16 protein-coding genes and 1 tRNA gene are annotated in these 14,455 nt (G+C 67.8%); 7 read left to right on the plus strand and 10 right to left on the minus strand.

The window, feature by feature from the left end:
• Nucleotides 1-65 precede the first annotated feature (65 nt).
• On the minus strand, nucleotides 66-629 hold the full coding sequence (locus tag ACSSVZ_RS10125; RefSeq protein ID WP_453969693.1) for an NADPH-dependent FMN reductase: 564 nt from the start codon (nucleotides 627-629) through the stop codon (nucleotides 66-68).
• Nucleotides 630-725: 96 nt separating this feature from the next.
• Between ACSSVZ_RS10125 and ACSSVZ_RS10130 the strand changes: the two genes are divergently transcribed.
• The gene (locus tag ACSSVZ_RS10130) at nucleotides 726-1,115 is read left to right on the plus strand and encodes a winged helix-turn-helix transcriptional regulator (protein WP_453969694.1); all 390 of its coding nucleotides are present in this window, start codon (nucleotides 726-728) and stop codon (nucleotides 1,113-1,115) included.
• 3 nt (nucleotides 1,116-1,118) lie between these two features.
• On the opposite strand, the gene ispG is transcribed toward ACSSVZ_RS10130, so the two are convergent.
• The 3 genes from ispG to ACSSVZ_RS10145 form a co-directional block, all read right to left on the minus strand.
• Nucleotides 1,119-2,387, minus strand: a complete 1,269-nt coding sequence (ispG, locus tag ACSSVZ_RS10135; RefSeq protein WP_453969695.1) for a flavodoxin-dependent (E)-4-hydroxy-3-methylbut-2-enyl-diphosphate synthase — start codon at nucleotides 2,385-2,387, stop codon at nucleotides 1,119-1,121.
• Nucleotides 2,388-2,536: 149 nt separating this feature from the next.
• On the minus strand, nucleotides 2,537-3,490 hold the full coding sequence (locus ACSSVZ_RS10140) for a DMT family transporter (RefSeq protein ID WP_453969696.1): 954 nt from the start codon (nucleotides 3,488-3,490) through the stop codon (nucleotides 2,537-2,539).
• Nucleotides 3,487-3,972 carry a Fur family transcriptional regulator gene (locus ACSSVZ_RS10145; protein WP_453969697.1) on the minus strand — a complete coding sequence of 162 codons (486 nt, stop codon included), beginning with the start codon at nucleotides 3,970-3,972 and terminating at the stop codon, nucleotides 3,487-3,489. Before ACSSVZ_RS10145 ends, ACSSVZ_RS10140 begins: the two co-directional genes overlap by 4 nt.
• Nucleotides 3,973-4,449: 477 nt before the next feature.
• On the opposite strand from ACSSVZ_RS10145, the gene ACSSVZ_RS10150 reads away from it, so the two are divergent.
• Complete coding sequence (locus ACSSVZ_RS10150; RefSeq protein WP_453969698.1) at nucleotides 4,450-5,232, plus strand: 3-hydroxybutyrate dehydrogenase; 783 nt, start codon at nucleotides 4,450-4,452, stop codon at nucleotides 5,230-5,232.
• A gap of 120 nt (nucleotides 5,233-5,352) precedes the next feature.
• On the opposite strand, the gene ACSSVZ_RS10155 is transcribed toward ACSSVZ_RS10150, so the two are convergent.
• Together ACSSVZ_RS10155 and ACSSVZ_RS10160 are read right to left on the minus strand one after the other, a co-directional pair.
• Nucleotides 5,353-5,428 (minus strand) — tRNA-Ala (locus ACSSVZ_RS10155).
• Between the two features lie 111 nt (nucleotides 5,429-5,539).
• Nucleotides 5,540-5,959: a TIGR02300 family protein gene (locus ACSSVZ_RS10160; protein ID WP_453969699.1), complete on the minus strand. Its 420-nt coding sequence runs from the start codon at nucleotides 5,957-5,959 to the stop codon at nucleotides 5,540-5,542.
• Between the two features lie 273 nt (nucleotides 5,960-6,232).
• Here ACSSVZ_RS10160 and aroA point away from each other — a divergent pair, with 273 nt between their 5' ends.
• The 3 genes from aroA (at nucleotide 6,233) to rpsA (ending at nucleotide 10,161) form a co-directional block, all read left to right on the plus strand.
• Nucleotides 6,233-7,576: a 3-phosphoshikimate 1-carboxyvinyltransferase gene (gene aroA / locus ACSSVZ_RS10165; RefSeq protein WP_453969700.1), complete on the plus strand. Its 1,344-nt coding sequence runs from the start codon at nucleotides 6,233-6,235 to the stop codon at nucleotides 7,574-7,576.
• Nucleotides 7,573-8,238, plus strand: a complete 666-nt coding sequence (gene cmk, locus ACSSVZ_RS10170) for a (d)CMP kinase (RefSeq protein WP_453969701.1) — start codon at nucleotides 7,573-7,575, stop codon at nucleotides 8,236-8,238. Before aroA ends, cmk begins: the two co-directional genes overlap by 4 nt.
• A gap of 225 nt (nucleotides 8,239-8,463) precedes the next feature.
• Entirely contained in the window at nucleotides 8,464-10,161 is a 1,698-nt protein-coding gene (gene rpsA / locus ACSSVZ_RS10175) for a 30S ribosomal protein S1 (protein WP_453969702.1), read from the plus strand.
• Nucleotides 10,162-10,278: 117 nt separating this feature from the next.
• On the opposite strand, the gene ACSSVZ_RS10180 is transcribed toward rpsA, so the two are convergent.
• Nucleotides 10,279-10,698 (minus strand): RidA family protein, encoded by a 420-nt coding sequence (locus tag ACSSVZ_RS10180; protein WP_453969703.1) that lies wholly within the window; start codon nucleotides 10,696-10,698, stop codon nucleotides 10,279-10,281.
• Nucleotides 10,699-10,774: 76 nt separating this feature from the next.
• Here ACSSVZ_RS10180 and ACSSVZ_RS10185 point away from each other — a divergent pair, with 76 nt between their 5' ends.
• Both ACSSVZ_RS10185 and ACSSVZ_RS10190 read left to right on the plus strand, forming a co-directional pair.
• On the plus strand, nucleotides 10,775-11,341 hold the full coding sequence (locus tag ACSSVZ_RS10185) for a TetR/AcrR family transcriptional regulator (protein ID WP_453969704.1): 567 nt from the start codon (nucleotides 10,775-10,777) through the stop codon (nucleotides 11,339-11,341).
• A 249-nt stretch (nucleotides 11,342-11,590) separates the two neighbouring features.
• Complete coding sequence (locus tag ACSSVZ_RS10190) at nucleotides 11,591-11,734, plus strand: DUF3096 domain-containing protein (RefSeq protein WP_453969705.1); 144 nt, start codon at nucleotides 11,591-11,593, stop codon at nucleotides 11,732-11,734.
• 57 nt (nucleotides 11,735-11,791) lie between these two features.
• On the opposite strand, the gene ACSSVZ_RS10195 is transcribed toward ACSSVZ_RS10190, so the two are convergent.
• The 3 genes from ACSSVZ_RS10195 to fdxA all read right to left on the minus strand — a co-directional run bounded on the left by ACSSVZ_RS10195 (nucleotide 11,792) and on the right by fdxA (nucleotide 14,386).
• The gene (locus ACSSVZ_RS10195) at nucleotides 11,792-12,661 is read right to left on the minus strand and encodes an RNA polymerase factor sigma-32 (protein ID WP_453969706.1); all 870 of its coding nucleotides are present in this window, start codon (nucleotides 12,659-12,661) and stop codon (nucleotides 11,792-11,794) included.
• A gap of 175 nt (nucleotides 12,662-12,836) precedes the next feature.
• Nucleotides 12,837-13,457: a CarD family transcriptional regulator gene (locus tag ACSSVZ_RS10200; protein WP_453969707.1), complete on the minus strand. Its 621-nt coding sequence runs from the start codon at nucleotides 13,455-13,457 to the stop codon at nucleotides 12,837-12,839.
• A gap of 590 nt (nucleotides 13,458-14,047) precedes the next feature.
• The gene (gene fdxA, locus ACSSVZ_RS10205) at nucleotides 14,048-14,386 is read right to left on the minus strand and encodes a ferredoxin FdxA (protein ID WP_453960407.1); all 339 of its coding nucleotides are present in this window, start codon (nucleotides 14,384-14,386) and stop codon (nucleotides 14,048-14,050) included.
• Nucleotides 14,387-14,455: the final 69 nt, after the last annotated feature.

Consider the following 14,455-nt stretch of genomic DNA (forward strand, 5'->3'; position numbering starts at 1 on the left):
GTCCAATAGCGCGTCCGTGGCCGGTCCGATGACCCGCCACGGACGGAAGCGATAGCCCGACCAGGTCAGCCGCGCATCGGCTTCAGCGCCTCGGCCCAGCGGTGCAGTTCCTTCAGCATCGCGTCGGCGCTGTCGATCTGCAGGTCGTTCGGCGTGAACACGCCGTCCTGGATCTGCGGGAACACCATCGGCGCCATCACGGCTTCCGGGACCGCCATCAGCTTCAGCGGGCTGAACCAGGTGCGGGCCGCGTCGGCGCCGCGGGTACCGCCCGACGCACCGCCGTAGCTCACGAACGACGCCGGCTTGTAGCCCCACTCGCTGGAGACGTAGGTGAACGCGTTCACCAGCGCCGGCGTCGGATGATAGTTGTACTCCGGCGTCACGAACACGAAGGCGTCTGCCGCCGCGACGCTGTCGGCCCAGCGCTTGGTGTGGTCGTGCTGGTAGTCCTGCATGCGGGGATGCTTGGGCTCGTCGTAGACCGGAAAGGCGAAGTCGGCGAGATCGACCAGGTGCACGTCGAAGTCGCTCTTCTCCTTCGCATAGCTTTCGAACCACTTGGCGACGGAGGGACCGACGCGACCGGGACGGGTGCTGGCGATGATGACGTTCAGGCGAAGGGCCATGTGGGAGCGTCCTATCTGTCTTCGGAGGGACTATGGTATCAGATTGATACCGGACGTTTCACACCACCGCGCGCCGGATCGCAAGGAGGCACATCCATGAATGTCGGTCACATCCGTGTTGCCGGGCGGTGCGAGCGGGTCGCGCCGGTGCTGGCTCGTATCGGCGACAAGTGGGCCGTGCTGGTGGTCGTGCTGCTCGCCGACGGTCCGGTCCGCTTCAACGAGCTGAAGCGGCGGATCGGCGTGATCTCGCAACGGATGCTCACGTTTACGCTGCGCGGACTGGAGCGGGACGGCCTGGTCACCCGGACGGTCTTCGCCAGCGTTCCGCCGAAGGTGGAATACGCGCTGACGCCGCTCGGCCAGTCGCTGCTGGAGCCGATCAGCCACCTGTCGCGCTGGGCCGTCGAGCACGCCGACGAGATGGAAGCCGCACGGAAGGCCTTCGATGGCGAGACGCCCGCAGATCGGGCGGCGGCCGAATGACGCCTACTCGGCCGCGTCGCTCGCCGACGACCGGCCGAAGCGGTTCTCGATATAGTCGGCGACCATCTGCTTGAACTCGTCGGCGATCTTCGGACCGCGCAGCGTGGTGACCTTCCGGCCGTCGACGAACACCGGGGCGGCGGGCGTCTCGCCGGTGCCGGGCAGCGAAATGCCGATGTCGGCGTGCTTGGATTCGCCCGGGCCGTTGACGATGCAGCCCATGACGGCGACCTGCAGCGCCTCCACGCCCGGATACTGCTCCTTCCACACCGGCATGCTTTCCGACAGGTGCGCCTGGATGTCCTTGGCGAGCTGCTGGAAGACGGTCGAGGTGGTGCGCCCGCAGCCGGGGCAGGCGGCGACCACCGGCACGAAGGCGCGGAAGCCCATCGTCTGCAGCAGCTCCTGGGCGACGGTGACCTCGCGCGTCCGGTCGCCGTTCGGCTCCGGCGTCAGCGAAATGCGGATGGTGTCGCCGATGCCTTCCTGCAACAGGATGCCCAGCGCCGCCGACGAGGCGACGATGCCCTTGGACCCCATGCCGGCCTCGGTGAGGCCCAGGTGCAGCGCATAGTCGCAGCGCCGCGCCAGGTCGCGGTAGACCGCGATCAGCTCCTGCACGTCGCTCACCTTGGCCGAGATCAGGATCTTGTCGCGGCCGAGCCCCAGCTCCTCGGCGCGCTCCGCTGACAGGATCCCGGAGCGGATCATCGCCTCGCGGGTGATGGCGGCGGCCGACACCGGCGCTGCCGACGCGGCGTTCTCGTCCATCAGGTGGGTCAGCAGCTCCTGGTCGAGCGAGCCCCAGTTGACGCCGATACGCACCGGCTTGTCGTGGCGCATCGCCATCTCGATGATGGCGCCGAACTGGCTGTCGCGCTTGGCCTTGAAGCCGACGTTGCCGGGATTGATCCGGTACTTGGCGAGCGCCTCGGCGCAGGCGGGATGGTCGGCGAGCAGCTTGTGGCCGATGTAGTGGAAGTCGCCGACCAGCGGCACGTTGATGCCCATCAGCATCAGCCGGTCGCGGATGTGCGGCACGGCGGCCGCCGCCTCGTCGCGGTCGACGGTGATGCGCACGATCTCGGAGCCGGCACGGGCCAGTGCCGCCACCTGGGCGACGGTGGCCTGGATGTCGGCGGTGTCGGTGTTGGTCATCGACTGCACGACGACCGGCGCCTCGCCGCCGACGATCACGCCGCCCACGTCGACGGGCACGGAGCGGCGCCGGGCGCTGGGACCGGAGGCAATCGGGGGCGCAGTCGGGGTCATGGGCGCGTTCATCGCCGAACTCTCGCTGTCGGGGTCGCGATCGGGCGGACAGGGTGGCCGATCCATATCACAAGCCGGCGACACGCACAGCCGCCGCCCCGTCCGGATTCCCGCGGTGGTCTCGATCGGGCGGAAACAACCGTTCGCCCCTATGTAGGTCGGATGCCGCCGTCCGGCAGGGGGCGCCTGCGCCGATAGTTGACCAGCACCAGCCCGATGACGATCAGCACCGTCGCCATGCCGAAGCCCGGGGTGAAGGCCTCGCCGAGCACCAGCACGCCGGCGGCGATGCCGAACATCGGGCTCATGGCAGTGGCTGCCTGCAGCGGGCCGGCGGCGTAGCGCGACAGCAGCTTGAACCAGATCAGGTAGGTGACGGCCACCACCCAGACGATCTGGTAGAGGAGCCAGAAGATCGACGTGCCGGACACTGGCCACCGGAGCTCCTCGCCGCGCACGACCGCGAACACCACCGCGAAGAGCAACGACATCGTCAGCTGGTAGAGCAGCACCTTCTCGAACGGCACGGTCTTCAGCACCGATTTGCGGATGGTCAGCGTCTGCCCGGCCCACAGCGCGCCGGCGAGCACGCAGCCGGCATCGGCGAGCCGGCTCGCCCAGTCGGCCTCCGGCGGCGGCGCGCCCATCGCCACCGCCACGCCGGTGAACGAGAAGACGACGCCGAGCCACTGCAGCGGCCGCAGCCGCTCGCCGGGCAGGAACACCAGCGCCCCCAGCGCCACGAAGAACGGCGCGGTGTAGAGGAACAGGGTGACGCGGCTCGCCGCCGTGTGCTCCAGCGCCAGGTACAGAATCACGAACTCGGTGGCGAAGAAGCCGCCGGACAGCAGGCCGGGGACGAGCGAGCGGTCACGCTGGAACAGCGCAACGCCGCGCCACAGGCTCCAGGCGTAGACCAGCAGGATGCCGCCGCCGCAGCGCAGCGCCAGCTGGGTGAGCGGCGGGATGTCGACCATGGCGATCTTGATGGCGACCTGCTGCAGGCCCCAGCTGGCGCACAGGACGACCATCAGACCGATGACCGGAAGGTCGGGGAGAAGCGCCGCCGATTGCGGCGCCGGCCCGCTCGCGGACGCGCTCATCCCTTGGCCGTGCGGCAGTGCTCGCAGACGCCGAAGATTTCCAGCGCGGCCCGGCGCGGCTCGAACCCGGCGGCCCGCGCCACCGTGTCCACCTTGATGCCGAGGTCGACGGCTCTCGCCTCGCCGACCTGGCGGCAGGTCTCGCAGATCAGGAAGACCAGCGGCTGTGCATCGGTGTGGGTCTCCGCGCAGGCGACGTAGGCATTCAGGCTCTCGATGCGGTGCGCCAGCCCCTCGCCGGTGAGGAACGACAGCGCCCGATAGACCGAAATCGGCGCCGGGCGGCCGCCATCGGCCGACAGCCGGTCGAGGATCTCATAGGCGCCGAGCGGCTCGTGGCTCTCCGCCAGCTGCTCCAGCACGGCGCGGCGCATCGTCGACAGCCGCACACCCTTGCCGCTGCAATGGGCCTCGGCGGCGGCGACCGAATCGCTCGCGCAGCGGCGGTGGTCGTGGGTCGGATCCGGAAAAATCGCGGTCATCGCCTGGTCTCGATTGTCTGGCACGCGTCCGCACACCGAAGGGGGTCGTCCTGCCTCGTCCGCCGATGGCGCGGCAGCTTCCCTCTTAGCGCGCGACCGTGGCAATTGCGAGCCGTAGGGTTGGCGGCGGGCCGATGCGATCAGGCCTTGCCAGCGCCCGTGCCGGGAACGGAACGGCCAAGGCGCGGCGGCGATCCGTCGACCGGCCGCCCGCGTCGTCAAAGTGCCGCACAATTCGGCTTGATTGCGCGTGCCCCTTGCTCCAGCCTTTTGCCATCAGGTGGAGCCGCCTGATCGACACGAAAAGGTCCCAGCTTCAGAGAATTGAGCACGTCCCGTTCGGCCGGATCGGTCCGAGGCGGCCGGGAGCGGCTCAAGGGGATGGCCGTCGGCGGGAAGCTGGCACGCACTGTCTACCAGTATCGCGGCCCCGATGCGCGCATCCGGGGCCGGATGTCCAGAACGAAGGAGAGCGGGATGCTCAAAGGCAAGACGGCTGTGATCACCGGATCGACCTCCGGCATCGGCCTCGGCTACGCGCGGGCGATGGCCGAAAAGGGCGCCAACATCGTCATCAACGGCTTTGGCGAGGCGGAGGCGATCGAGAAGGAACGCGCCGCCATCGAGACCGAATTCAACGTGAAGTGCCTCTATTCCGCCGCCGACATGACCAAGCCGGACGAGATCACCGGCATGATCAAGACCGCCGAAGACACCTTCGGATCGGTCGACATCCTGGTGAACAACGCCGGCATCCAGTACGTCTCGCCCATCGAGGACTTCCCGGACGCCAAGTGGGACGCCATCATCGCGATCAACCTCTCCTCGGCGTTCCACACCATCAAGGCCGCCGTCCCCGGCATGAAGAGCCGCAAGTGGGGCCGCATCATCAACACGGCGTCGGCCCATGCCCTCGTCGCCTCGCCGGACAAGGCCGCCTACGTCGCCGCCAAGCACGGCATCGCCGGCCTCACCAAAGTCGTGGCGCTCGAGACCGCCCAGCACGGCGTCACCGTCAACGCGCTCTGCCCGGGCTACGTCTGGACGCCGCTGGTGGAAAAACAGATCCCCGACACTGCCAAGGCGCGCGGCATCACCGAGGAGCAGGTGAAGCACGACGTGCTGCTCGCCGCCCAGCCGACCAAGGAGTTCGTGACGGTGGAGCAGGTCGCGGCATTCGCGGTGTTCCTGTGCTCCGACGCGGCCGCGTCGATCACCGGCGCGATCCTGCCGATCGACGGCGGCTGGACGGCCGAATAGCGATTCGGCGCGCCTGCGGGGCATCCGCTCTGCAGGCGCGCGATCGGAATCCCGCCCACCGGACAACAAAAAAGCCGCCTCTCGGCGGCTTTTTGCGATCCCTCACGCGGAGGAGAAGTTTGGTGGAGCCAGGCGGAATCGAACCGCCGACCTCTTGAATGCCATTCAAGCGCTCTCCCAACTGAGCTATGGCCCCATCCGTTCCGGGGGGATTGGGGACCCCCCGGCGAGCGCGTCGGAACTTAGGTGCGGTTCGCTGCGGAATCAATAGGCCTTTTGGCCGAATCCACCGCGCCCGCCATTCCGTTCACCTTTCGGTGTCGTCGTCGTCCTCGACGCCGCGCGCGACATCGACAACCCCGTCGTCTTCCTCGTCATCCTCGAGGAAGGTGTCGTCGTCGTCATCGTCGGCCGGCAGATCGGTGTCGATCTCGATCTCGTCGTCATCGTCGTCGATCGCCTTCTCGCGGGCGGCCGGAGCGGTGTCCTCGTCGGCCTCCTCGAGCGAAACCAGCTCGACGTCCTCGTCGGTGTCGACTTCCGTCTCCTCCGCCTCGACCACCGGCGCGGCCTTGACCGGCGCCGCCTTGGACGGGCGCGACACGGGCACCGCGACAACGAACGGCGTGCCGCATTTCGGGCACAGAATCGGGTCCTTGCCCAAGTCGTAGTACTTGGCTCCGCAGTTGGAGCACTGTCGTTTGGTGCCGAGCTCGGGTTTTGCCACGGAACCGCCTCGCGTTCTGATAGGAGGCGGCCGGAATACACAGCAGGGCGGGTCCTGTCAAAGCCCAATCGACGAAGTCGGCTTCGAACATTTCGCGCGCCCGGGGTGACGGCGTCCCGACCGCGTGTTAGCTACCAGCTCCGTCACCAGATCGTGGTCGCCGCCGTCGGCCCGAATTCGGCCGGCACCGGTCTCCGCAGCCCCGTCCAGAGGCCCCGCCGGGGGCGCCGGTGGAGGCCCAGAGCCGGGCGGCCTTTCATCGAGGCATTCCGCTTGGCACCGACCCCGCTCACCGCAAGCCCCGCCACTCCGCTGTCCGGCCGCCTCCGCGTTCCCGGCGACAAGTCGGTGTCCCACCGCGCGCTGATGCTCGCCGGCCTCGCCGTCGGCCGCTCGACCATCGACGGGCTCCTGGAATCGGAGGACGTGCACGCCACCGCCGGCGCCATGCGCGCGCTCGGTGCCCGCATCGAACGCGACGCCGGCGGCCGCTGGCAGGTCGACGGCGTCGGCGTCGGCAGCCTGCTGGAGCCGGAAGGCGCCCTCGATTTCGGCAACGCCGGCACCGGCGTGCGGCTGATTCTCGGCCTTCTTGCCACCCATCCGATCGTCGCCACCGCGATCGGCGACGCGTCGCTGTCGCGCCGGCCGATGGCCCGCGTCCTCGATCCGCTGCGCACCATGGGCGCCCGGGTGATCGCGCGCTCGGGCGACCGGCTGCCGCTGACGATCCGCGGCGCCGCGACGGCCGTGCCGATCACCTACACGCTGCCGGTGCCCTCGGCCCAGGTGAAGTCGGCGATCCTGCTGGCCGGCCTCAACGCGCCGGGCACGACCACGGTGATCGAGGAAAACCCGTCGCGCGACCACACCGAGCGGATGCTCGAGGGCTTCGGCGTGCCGCTCGCCATCGAGACCGACGACGCCGGCCGTCGGCGGATCAGCCTGACCGGCCGCGCCGACCTCACCCCGATGGACCTGACGGTCCCCGGCGACCCGAGCTCCGCCGCCTTCGCGATCGTCGCCGGGCTCATCGTCGAAGGCTCCGACGTCACCGTCACCGACGTGCTGCTCAACCCGACGCGCACCGGCCTGTTCGACACGCTGAAGGAGATGGGCGCCGACATCGCCATCGAGAACGCGCGCGTGTCTGGAGGCGAGAAGATCGGCGACGTGCACGTGCGCGCCAGCCGCCTGAAGGGCGTCACCGTGCCGGCCGCCCGCGCGCCCTCGATGATCGACGAGTATCCGGTGCTCGCCGTTGCGGCGGCGTTCGCCGAGGGCACCACCCGGATGGAGGGCGTCGGCGAACTTCGGGTCAAGGAGGCCGACCGGCTCGAAGCCGTGGCCGCCGGGCTGCGGGCGAACGGCATCGCGGTGGACACCGGCGACACCTGGCTCGCCGTCACCGGCCGCACCGGCGCGTGCGGCGGCGGCCTGGTCGCGACCCATATGGATCACCGGCTGGCCATGAGCTTCCTCGTCATGGGTCTGGCCACCGACGAGCCGGTCACCGTCGACGACACCCGCATGATCGCCACTAGCTTCCCCGGCTTCGTGGCGATGATGGAGAGCCTCGGCGGCCGCTTCGCCGACACCTCGGACACCACCTCATGATCGTCGCGATCGACGGTCCGGCCGCATCGGGCAAGGGCACCCTCGCCCGCCGCCTCGCGAACCACTTCGGGCTGCGCTACCTCGACACCGGCCTCACCTACCGGGCCGTGGCGCAGGAACTTCTCTCCCAGCACGAACCGCTGGACGACGAGGCCGCCGCCGTGGCCGCCGTCGCCCGCGTCGACTTCGACCGCATCGACCGCGACCGCCTGTCGAACCACGCGATCGGCGAGGCGGCGTCGCGGATCGCGGTGCTGCCGCAGCTGCGCGCCGCGCTGGTCGAGCATCAGCGCGCCTTCGCCGAACTGCCGCCCGGTGCCGTCCTCGACGGGCGCGACATCGGCACCGTCGTCTGCCCCCATGCCGTGGCGAAGCTGTTCGTCACCGCGACGCCAGAGGCGCGCGCCGCGCGCCGCGCCGCCGAGATTTCCGGGCGCGGCGAGGAGGGAACCTACGAGGCCGTGCTGGCCGATCTCCGCCGCCGCGACGCGCGCGATTCCGGCCGCACCGTGGCGCCGCTGGCCGCCGCTCCCGACGCCGTCTTGCTCGACACGACGGAGTTGGATATAGATGCCGCGTTTCGCGCGGCTGTGGAAATCGTCGACGAGGCCTTGCGTTCAGCGTCCGGCACGGCCGGACATCGCGGGTCCCCGCCGGAGTAGGCAGCCTTTTTCGGCCGTCACTGCGACGCGCGACCGATTTCGAACGACCGTGATCCCTGATCCGGTCGCTCGTTGCGTTTCACCAGTATCATGGCTGTGTTGCAGGGGCCTTGCGCCGGACAGTCCGCATTTTACCCGCGGACGCGAAAGATCACTCCCCTGCAGGACGGTTCGAGCAACACAAACCACCGGCGCATGCCGAGCAATCGGCGTCCAGGAGACTGAATGACCGTACAGACACCCTCACGTGAGGATTTCGCCGCCCTCCTCGAAGCTTCGTTCAAAGCGGCTGACATGCAGGAAGGGACCGTCGTCAAAGGGACGGTGGTCGGCTTCGAAAAAGATCTCGCAGTCATCGACGTCGGCCTCAAGGTCGAAGGCCGGGTCCCCCTCAAGGAATTCGGCGTCAAGGGTCGCGACGGCGACCTGAAGATCGGCGACGAGGTCGAAGTCTATCTCGAGCGCGTCGAGAATGCGCTCGGCGAGGCCGTGCTGTCGCGCGACAAGGCCCGCCGCGAAGAGAGCTGGATCCGGCTCGAGGTCGCCTTCGAGAAGAACGAGAAGGTCACCGGCCAGATCTTCAACTCGGTCAAGGGCGGCTTCACCGTCGACCTCGACGGGGCCGTGGCGTTCCTGCCGCGCAGCCAAGTGGACATCCGCCCGGTCCGCGACGTCGGCCCGCTGATGCACACCCCGCAGCCGTTCCAGATCCTCAAGATGGACAAGCGCCGCGGCAACATCGTCGTGTCGCGCCGTGTCGTGCTCGAGGAAACCCGCGCCGAGCAGCGTTCCGAACTGGTCCAGAGCCTCGAAGAGGGTCAGATCATCGAGGGCGTGGTCAAGAACATCACCGACTACGGTGCGTTCGTGGACCTGGGCGGCATCGACGGCCTGTTGCACGTCACCGACATGGCCTGGCGCCGCGTCAATCACCCGACCGAGATCCTGTCCATCGGACAGTCGGTCAAGGTGCAGGTGATCCGGGTCAATCACGAGACCCACCGCATCTCGCTCGGCATGAAGCAGCTGATGGCCGACCCGTGGGAAGGCATCGAGGCCAAGTATCCGGTCAACGCCCGCTTCACGGGCCGCGTCAACAACATCACCGACTACGGTGCGTTCGTTGAGCTGGAGCCGGGCATCGAGGGTCTCATCCACGTCTCCGAGATGAGCTGGACGAAGAAGAACGTCCACCCGGGCAAGATCGTGTCGACCAGCCAGGAAGTCGAGGTCGTCATCCTCGAGGTCGATCCGGTCAAGCGCCGCATCTCGCTCGGCCTCAAGCAGACCCTGGAGAACCCCTGGGAGCTCTTCCTGGAGTCCCATCCGGTTGGCTCCGAGGTCGAGGGCGAGGTCAAGAACAAGACCGAGTTCGGTCTGTTCATCGGCCTCGATGGCGACATCGACGGCATGGTTCACCTGTCGGATCTCGACTGGAACCGTCCCGGCGAGGAGGTCATCACCGAGTTCAACAAGAGCGACATGGTGCGCGCCGTGGTGCTCGACGTCGACGTGGAGAAGGAGCGGATCTCGCTCGGCATCAAGCAGCTCCAGGGCGACCCGTTCACCGAGGCTGGCGACGTCCGCAAAGGCGCCATCGTGACCTGCGAGATCACGCAGGTTCAGGATGCCGGTCTTGAGGTGAAGATCGTCGACACCGACCTGACCGCCTTCATCCGCCGCTCCGACCTCGCCCGCGACCGCTCCGAGCAGCGGCCCGAGCGGTTCTCGGTCGGCGACAAGGTCGACGCGCGCATCACCCAGTTCGACAAGAAGGCCCGCAAGGTCGCCGTGTCGATCAAGGCGCTCGAGATCGCCGAAGAGAAGGAAGCCGTCGCACAGTACGGCTCGACCGACTCCGGCGCGTCGCTGGGCGACATCCTGGGCGCAGCGCTCAAGGCCCGCGAAGGCGACGAGGAGTAAGACCGGACGTGGGAGCGGCGGCCCTCGCCGCTTCCTTCCGGTTATCTGCGCACTGAGACGACATTGCGGAAGGGCGGCCCTCGGGCCGCCCTTCTTGCGTTTCGAGGCGGGAGTCCGTCAGCCAGGCAGGCGCACCGTCAGTTCCAGTTCCACCTTCAGATCCGCGCCGGCGAGCGCCGCGACGCCGACCCCTGTGAGGCAGGGCATCGCACCGTCGAAGAACGCGACGACGGCTGGAAAGACCTCGGCAAGCGTCTCCGCATTCAGATCGGTCATGAAGCAGCGGAGGATCACGATGTCAGCGGGGGTCGCCCCGAGTGCATCCAGCGCGGCCCGTGCATTGGCCGCAGCCAGGCGGACCTGCTCCCCGAGATCCGCCGGCACCGGCCCTCCGTCAGGCGGCACAGCGACCTGGCCGGAGACATAGGCCATGCGTCCGGGTTCGACGATCGAGATCTGCGAGTACCCCAGCTGGACGGAATTCGGCATCGTCGGTGGGTTCAGCCGAGTGATGGCTTGTGCGGCCGCTTGCGTCATAGGATGATCCTTCGCTTGTATTACTTATTGAGTCGTATGTCTCCGGATTCACTACATATGTAGAGCGTTGCAATCAATGGCCTCCAGAGACCGGAAGACCGTCATTCTCGACACCGTGATCGCGCTTCTGGCCGAGCGGGGGCTGGAGGGCGTGACTCACCGCGCCGTCGATGCGGCGGCGGCGCTTCCGCAAGGATCCACCAGCTATCACTTCCCGAAGAAGACCGACCTGCTCGGCGCCGCGGCCGGCCATCTGGAGGCCCTGTTGGGCAAGGATTGCGACGATCTTCAGCTGGGCTTTTCCGACCGGGTCGCCCGTGAGGGCATGGACGCCGGGATCGCCTACGTCGGCGAGGAGCTGGTTGCCTACGCCGATCGGGAGCGGCACTTGTTCCTGGCGCGAATGGAACTGACGCTCGCCTCCACCCGCCGTCCGGACCTGTCCGGCGTCGGTGATCGCCTGACCGGGGCTGCCCGGCGGCCGATCACCTTCTTCCTGACCCTCGTGTCCGACAGGAAAGGACACGTGCCCGTCGACGTCTGCGCGGGCCTGATCGACGGCATCACCCTGATGTACGTCACCGGGCAGGGCCCGAAGCCGACCGTCGATCAGATCAAGGCGGTGTTTGCGGCCGTCGGGTAGGATCCCGCACCCGTCTCTTTGCGGCCCCACGGCGTCACCTGATCGATATGCAAAGGCTGCAGATTGTCCGCCTTGCGCTTGTGGTTCGCGGCGTTCCGGCCGACAACGGCTCGGCCGGCCTCAGATCCGTGCGGACGAGCGACCGGCCGTATCTGAACTGCCGCGCCAAACGTGCGTTGATCCCTCGTCCGCCCGGCGCCGGCGGGCTTTCACCCCCGGCCGCCGCGCCCAGCAACGGAGTGAACAGCCATGGTCGACCTTGCCATCCAGCCGCTTCTCGCACTCGTCATCGGAATTCTGATCCTGGTGGTACCGCGGGTGCTGAACTACGCCGTTGCCGCCTACCTGATCATCATCGGCATTCTCGGCCTGTTCCCGAACTTGCTGCACTGAGGCCGCGGCCAGCTGGCAGACCGTCTCCGCTCGGCGGGGCGGACGGGGACACCGGCCTCAGCCGGTGAACGCCGCCCGGTCGGGATGGTCGCGCAACAGCGCCGCGCGCAGCTTTTCCAGCGCGCGGCTTTCGATCTGCCGGACCCGCTCCTTGGAGATGCCGAGCTTCGAGCCCAGCGCCTCAAGGGTGACGCTCTCTTCGGCGAGGCGCCGTTCCCGCACGATCCGCAGTTCGCGCTCGTTGAGCTCGCCCAGGGCCCGGCGCAGCCATCGCGAGCGGCGCTCGGTGTCGATCACCGCGCCCACCGTCTCGTCCTGCAGCGGCTGCTCGCAGACCAGGAAGTCCTGGCGGTCGGAGCCGGAGTCCTCGCTTTCCATGACCGGTGCGTTCAGCGAGGTGTCGGGGGCCGACAGCCGGGCGTTCATCAGCTCCACGTCGGCCCGCGACACCCCCACCGCCGTGGCGATCTCGGTCACCACGCTCTGGGAGGTCACCGCGTTGCCGTCGCGGGAAAGCTTGGCGCGCAGGCGGCGCAGGTTGAAGAACAGCGCCTTCTGGGTCGAGGAGGTGCCGCCGCGGACGATCGACCAGTTGCGCAGGATGTAGTCCTGGATCGACGCGCGGATCCACCAGGTCGCATAGGTGGAGAAGCGGACGTTGCGGTCCGGCTCGAAGCGCGCCGCCGCCTCCAGAAGCCCCACATGGCCTTCCTGGATCAGGTCGTTCATCGGCAGCCCGAAGTGCCGGAACTTGGACGCCATGGCGATGACGAGGCGCATGTGGGCGGAGGCCAGCACGTCGAGGGCGCGCTTGTCGCCGCTCTCGCGCCACTGGCGGGCGAGCTCCAGCTCCTGCTCACGTTCGAGATATGGCGCGTTCATCGCGGCCCGAACGAGTTGGCGTCGAGAAATGCTGGTCCCGGCCATGGCGTCCTCGCACAGTGATGCGTACCCCCGGGATACGATGGTCCCGGACGGCCGGATCATGCGAGGCGGATTCGTGCGCCCGCACACAATCGTGAACGGCCGTTATCAAAGCGAAACGGGCGCCGATGGGCGCCCGTTCCAATGCAGCTCACCTTGGCGGCGGAGATGCAGCCCGTCAGGCCGCCTCTTCCTGCTCCGTCTCGGTGTCCGTGTCGTCGCCGGTCTCGGCCTCGTTCTCGGCTTCGGCGTCGCCCTCGGCGGTCTTCGGACCGCGTCGGGGCGCCTTGGCGAGCTGGCTCTCGATGAGCTTCACCGCCTCGGTCTCGGAGACCTTGTTCACGGCCGCGATCTCGCGCGCCATCCGGTCGAGGGCCGCCTCGAACAGCTGGCGCTCGGAGTAGGACTGCTCCGGCTGGGTGTCGGCCCGGAACAGGTCGCGGACGACCTCGGCGATGGACAGCAGGTCGCCGGAGTTGATCTTCGCCTCATACTCCTGGGCGCGGCGGCTCCACATGGTGCGCTTGACGCGCGCCCGACCCGTGACGACGTCGAGCGCCTTCTTCACGGTGACCGGCTCGGCCAGCTTGCGCAGACCCGCGCTCTTGGCTTTCGCGACGGGGACGCGCAGCGTCATCTTGTCTTTTTCGAAGTTGACCACGATCAGCTCGAGCTTGTGGCCCGCGACCTCCTGCTCCTCGATCGCCTCGATCTGACCCACGCCGTGGGCCGGATAGACGATGTAATCCTGGGGCTTGAAGATCGACCGCTGAACGGGTTTCTTTGCCGTGGTGGCCATACGAGTGTGCACTCCTGCGCCTACTTGCGTTTTGTCGGACCCGACCTTTGACATTCCGGTCGAATCGTCTATTGAGCGCCAATGGCGGCGCTTGGATGCGTCGATCGCCGGGCCCGCTGAGGGCGTGTCCCGCGTGTCCCGAAGGATGGGCCCGCGCCGGAAAGCGCTTTGCCACCCCGCAACTGCCACCTACGAATTCGCTTTGCCATCCAGGAATTCGAGGCTAGACGATCGGCGGGCGGTAGGGCCGGCCGATGCGTTTCAGGCGATGCTGGGATGGCGACGGCAGATGATGCCTCGGTCCGAACGATCGATCGAATTCCCAAACATATCGTATTTTTTTGTAAAAATCAAAGGCTTGCCGCGGAGCAAAAGCGATTCGGCGTGCGCCGCACGCCGCACGCGGATGCGGCAATTGGACACGGCCCGGCCGCCAGACGCCTCATCCTGCACGCAAATCCGCGCCGGGAATGCGTGGACCCAATCCCGATCCGGCGGTCTCACCCGATCGACGGAAAGCGGTTCCGCAGGTCAAGGCGTCAAGCGCTGTCCATCCGTCCGGATCGCAGCCGTCGGCCCGGGCCGAGGGTTCAGTCGCCCTCGCCCGGCTCCTCGGAAAAATAGGTCTCGAACTTGTTCGGCACGGTGTCGAACTCCGCCGCTTCCGGCAGCGGGTCCTTCTTGGCGGTGAGGTTGGGCCACTTCGACGCGTACTCGGTGTTCACCTCGAGCCACTTTTCCAGTCCCGGCTCGGTGTCGGGCTTGATCGCGTCGATCGGGCACTCAGGCTCGCAGACCCCGCAGTCGATGCATTCGTCCGGATGGATGACGAGCATGTTCTCGCCCTCGTAGAAGCAATCCACGGGGCAGACCTCGACGCAGTCGGTGTACTTGCACTTGATGCACGCCTCGGTGACGACGTACGTCATCTCAATCCTCCAATCGCCGCGTCCGGGAAATTTACTCCCGCCACGCTGAATTCCCCACCGGCTTAACGC

This window comes from Amorphus sp. MBR-141, from assembly GCF_053628695.1.

What these genes read in the sequence shown, in the direction of transcription:
- ACSSVZ_RS10125 (WP_453969693.1), bottom strand. Translation starts at nt 629, where the DNA reads ATGGCCCTTCGCCTGAACGTCATCATCGCCAGCACCCGTCCCGGTCGC.
- ACSSVZ_RS10130 (WP_453969694.1), top strand. Translation starts at nt 726, where the DNA reads ATGAATGTCGGTCACATCCGTGTTGCCGGGCGGTGCGAGCGGGTCGCG.
- ispG (WP_453969695.1), bottom strand. Translation starts at nt 2,387, where the DNA reads ATGACCCCGACTGCGCCCCCGATTGCCTCCGGTCCCAGCGCCCGGCGC.
- ACSSVZ_RS10140 (WP_453969696.1), bottom strand. Translation starts at nt 3,490, where the DNA reads ATGAGCGCGTCCGCGAGCGGGCCGGCGCCGCAATCGGCGGCGCTTCTC.
- ACSSVZ_RS10145 (WP_453969697.1), bottom strand. Translation starts at nt 3,972, where the DNA reads ATGACCGCGATTTTTCCGGATCCGACCCACGACCACCGCCGCTGCGCG.
- ACSSVZ_RS10150 (WP_453969698.1), top strand. Translation starts at nt 4,450, where the DNA reads ATGCTCAAAGGCAAGACGGCTGTGATCACCGGATCGACCTCCGGCATC.
- cmk (WP_453969701.1), top strand. Translation starts at nt 7,573, where the DNA reads ATGATCGTCGCGATCGACGGTCCGGCCGCATCGGGCAAGGGCACCCTC.
- rpsA (WP_453969702.1), top strand. Translation starts at nt 8,464, where the DNA reads ATGACCGTACAGACACCCTCACGTGAGGATTTCGCCGCCCTCCTCGAA.
- ACSSVZ_RS10180 (WP_453969703.1), bottom strand. Translation starts at nt 10,698, where the DNA reads ATGACGCAAGCGGCCGCACAAGCCATCACTCGGCTGAACCCACCGACG.
- ACSSVZ_RS10185 (WP_453969704.1), top strand. Translation starts at nt 10,775, where the DNA reads ATGGCCTCCAGAGACCGGAAGACCGTCATTCTCGACACCGTGATCGCG.
- ACSSVZ_RS10190 (WP_453969705.1), top strand. Translation starts at nt 11,591, where the DNA reads ATGGTCGACCTTGCCATCCAGCCGCTTCTCGCACTCGTCATCGGAATT.
- ACSSVZ_RS10195 (WP_453969706.1), bottom strand. Translation starts at nt 12,661, where the DNA reads ATGGCCGGGACCAGCATTTCTCGACGCCAACTCGTTCGGGCCGCGATG.
- ACSSVZ_RS10200 (WP_453969707.1), bottom strand. Translation starts at nt 13,457, where the DNA reads ATGGCCACCACGGCAAAGAAACCCGTTCAGCGGTCGATCTTCAAGCCC.
- fdxA (WP_453960407.1), bottom strand. Translation starts at nt 14,386, where the DNA reads ATGACGTACGTCGTCACCGAGGCGTGCATCAAGTGCAAGTACACCGAC.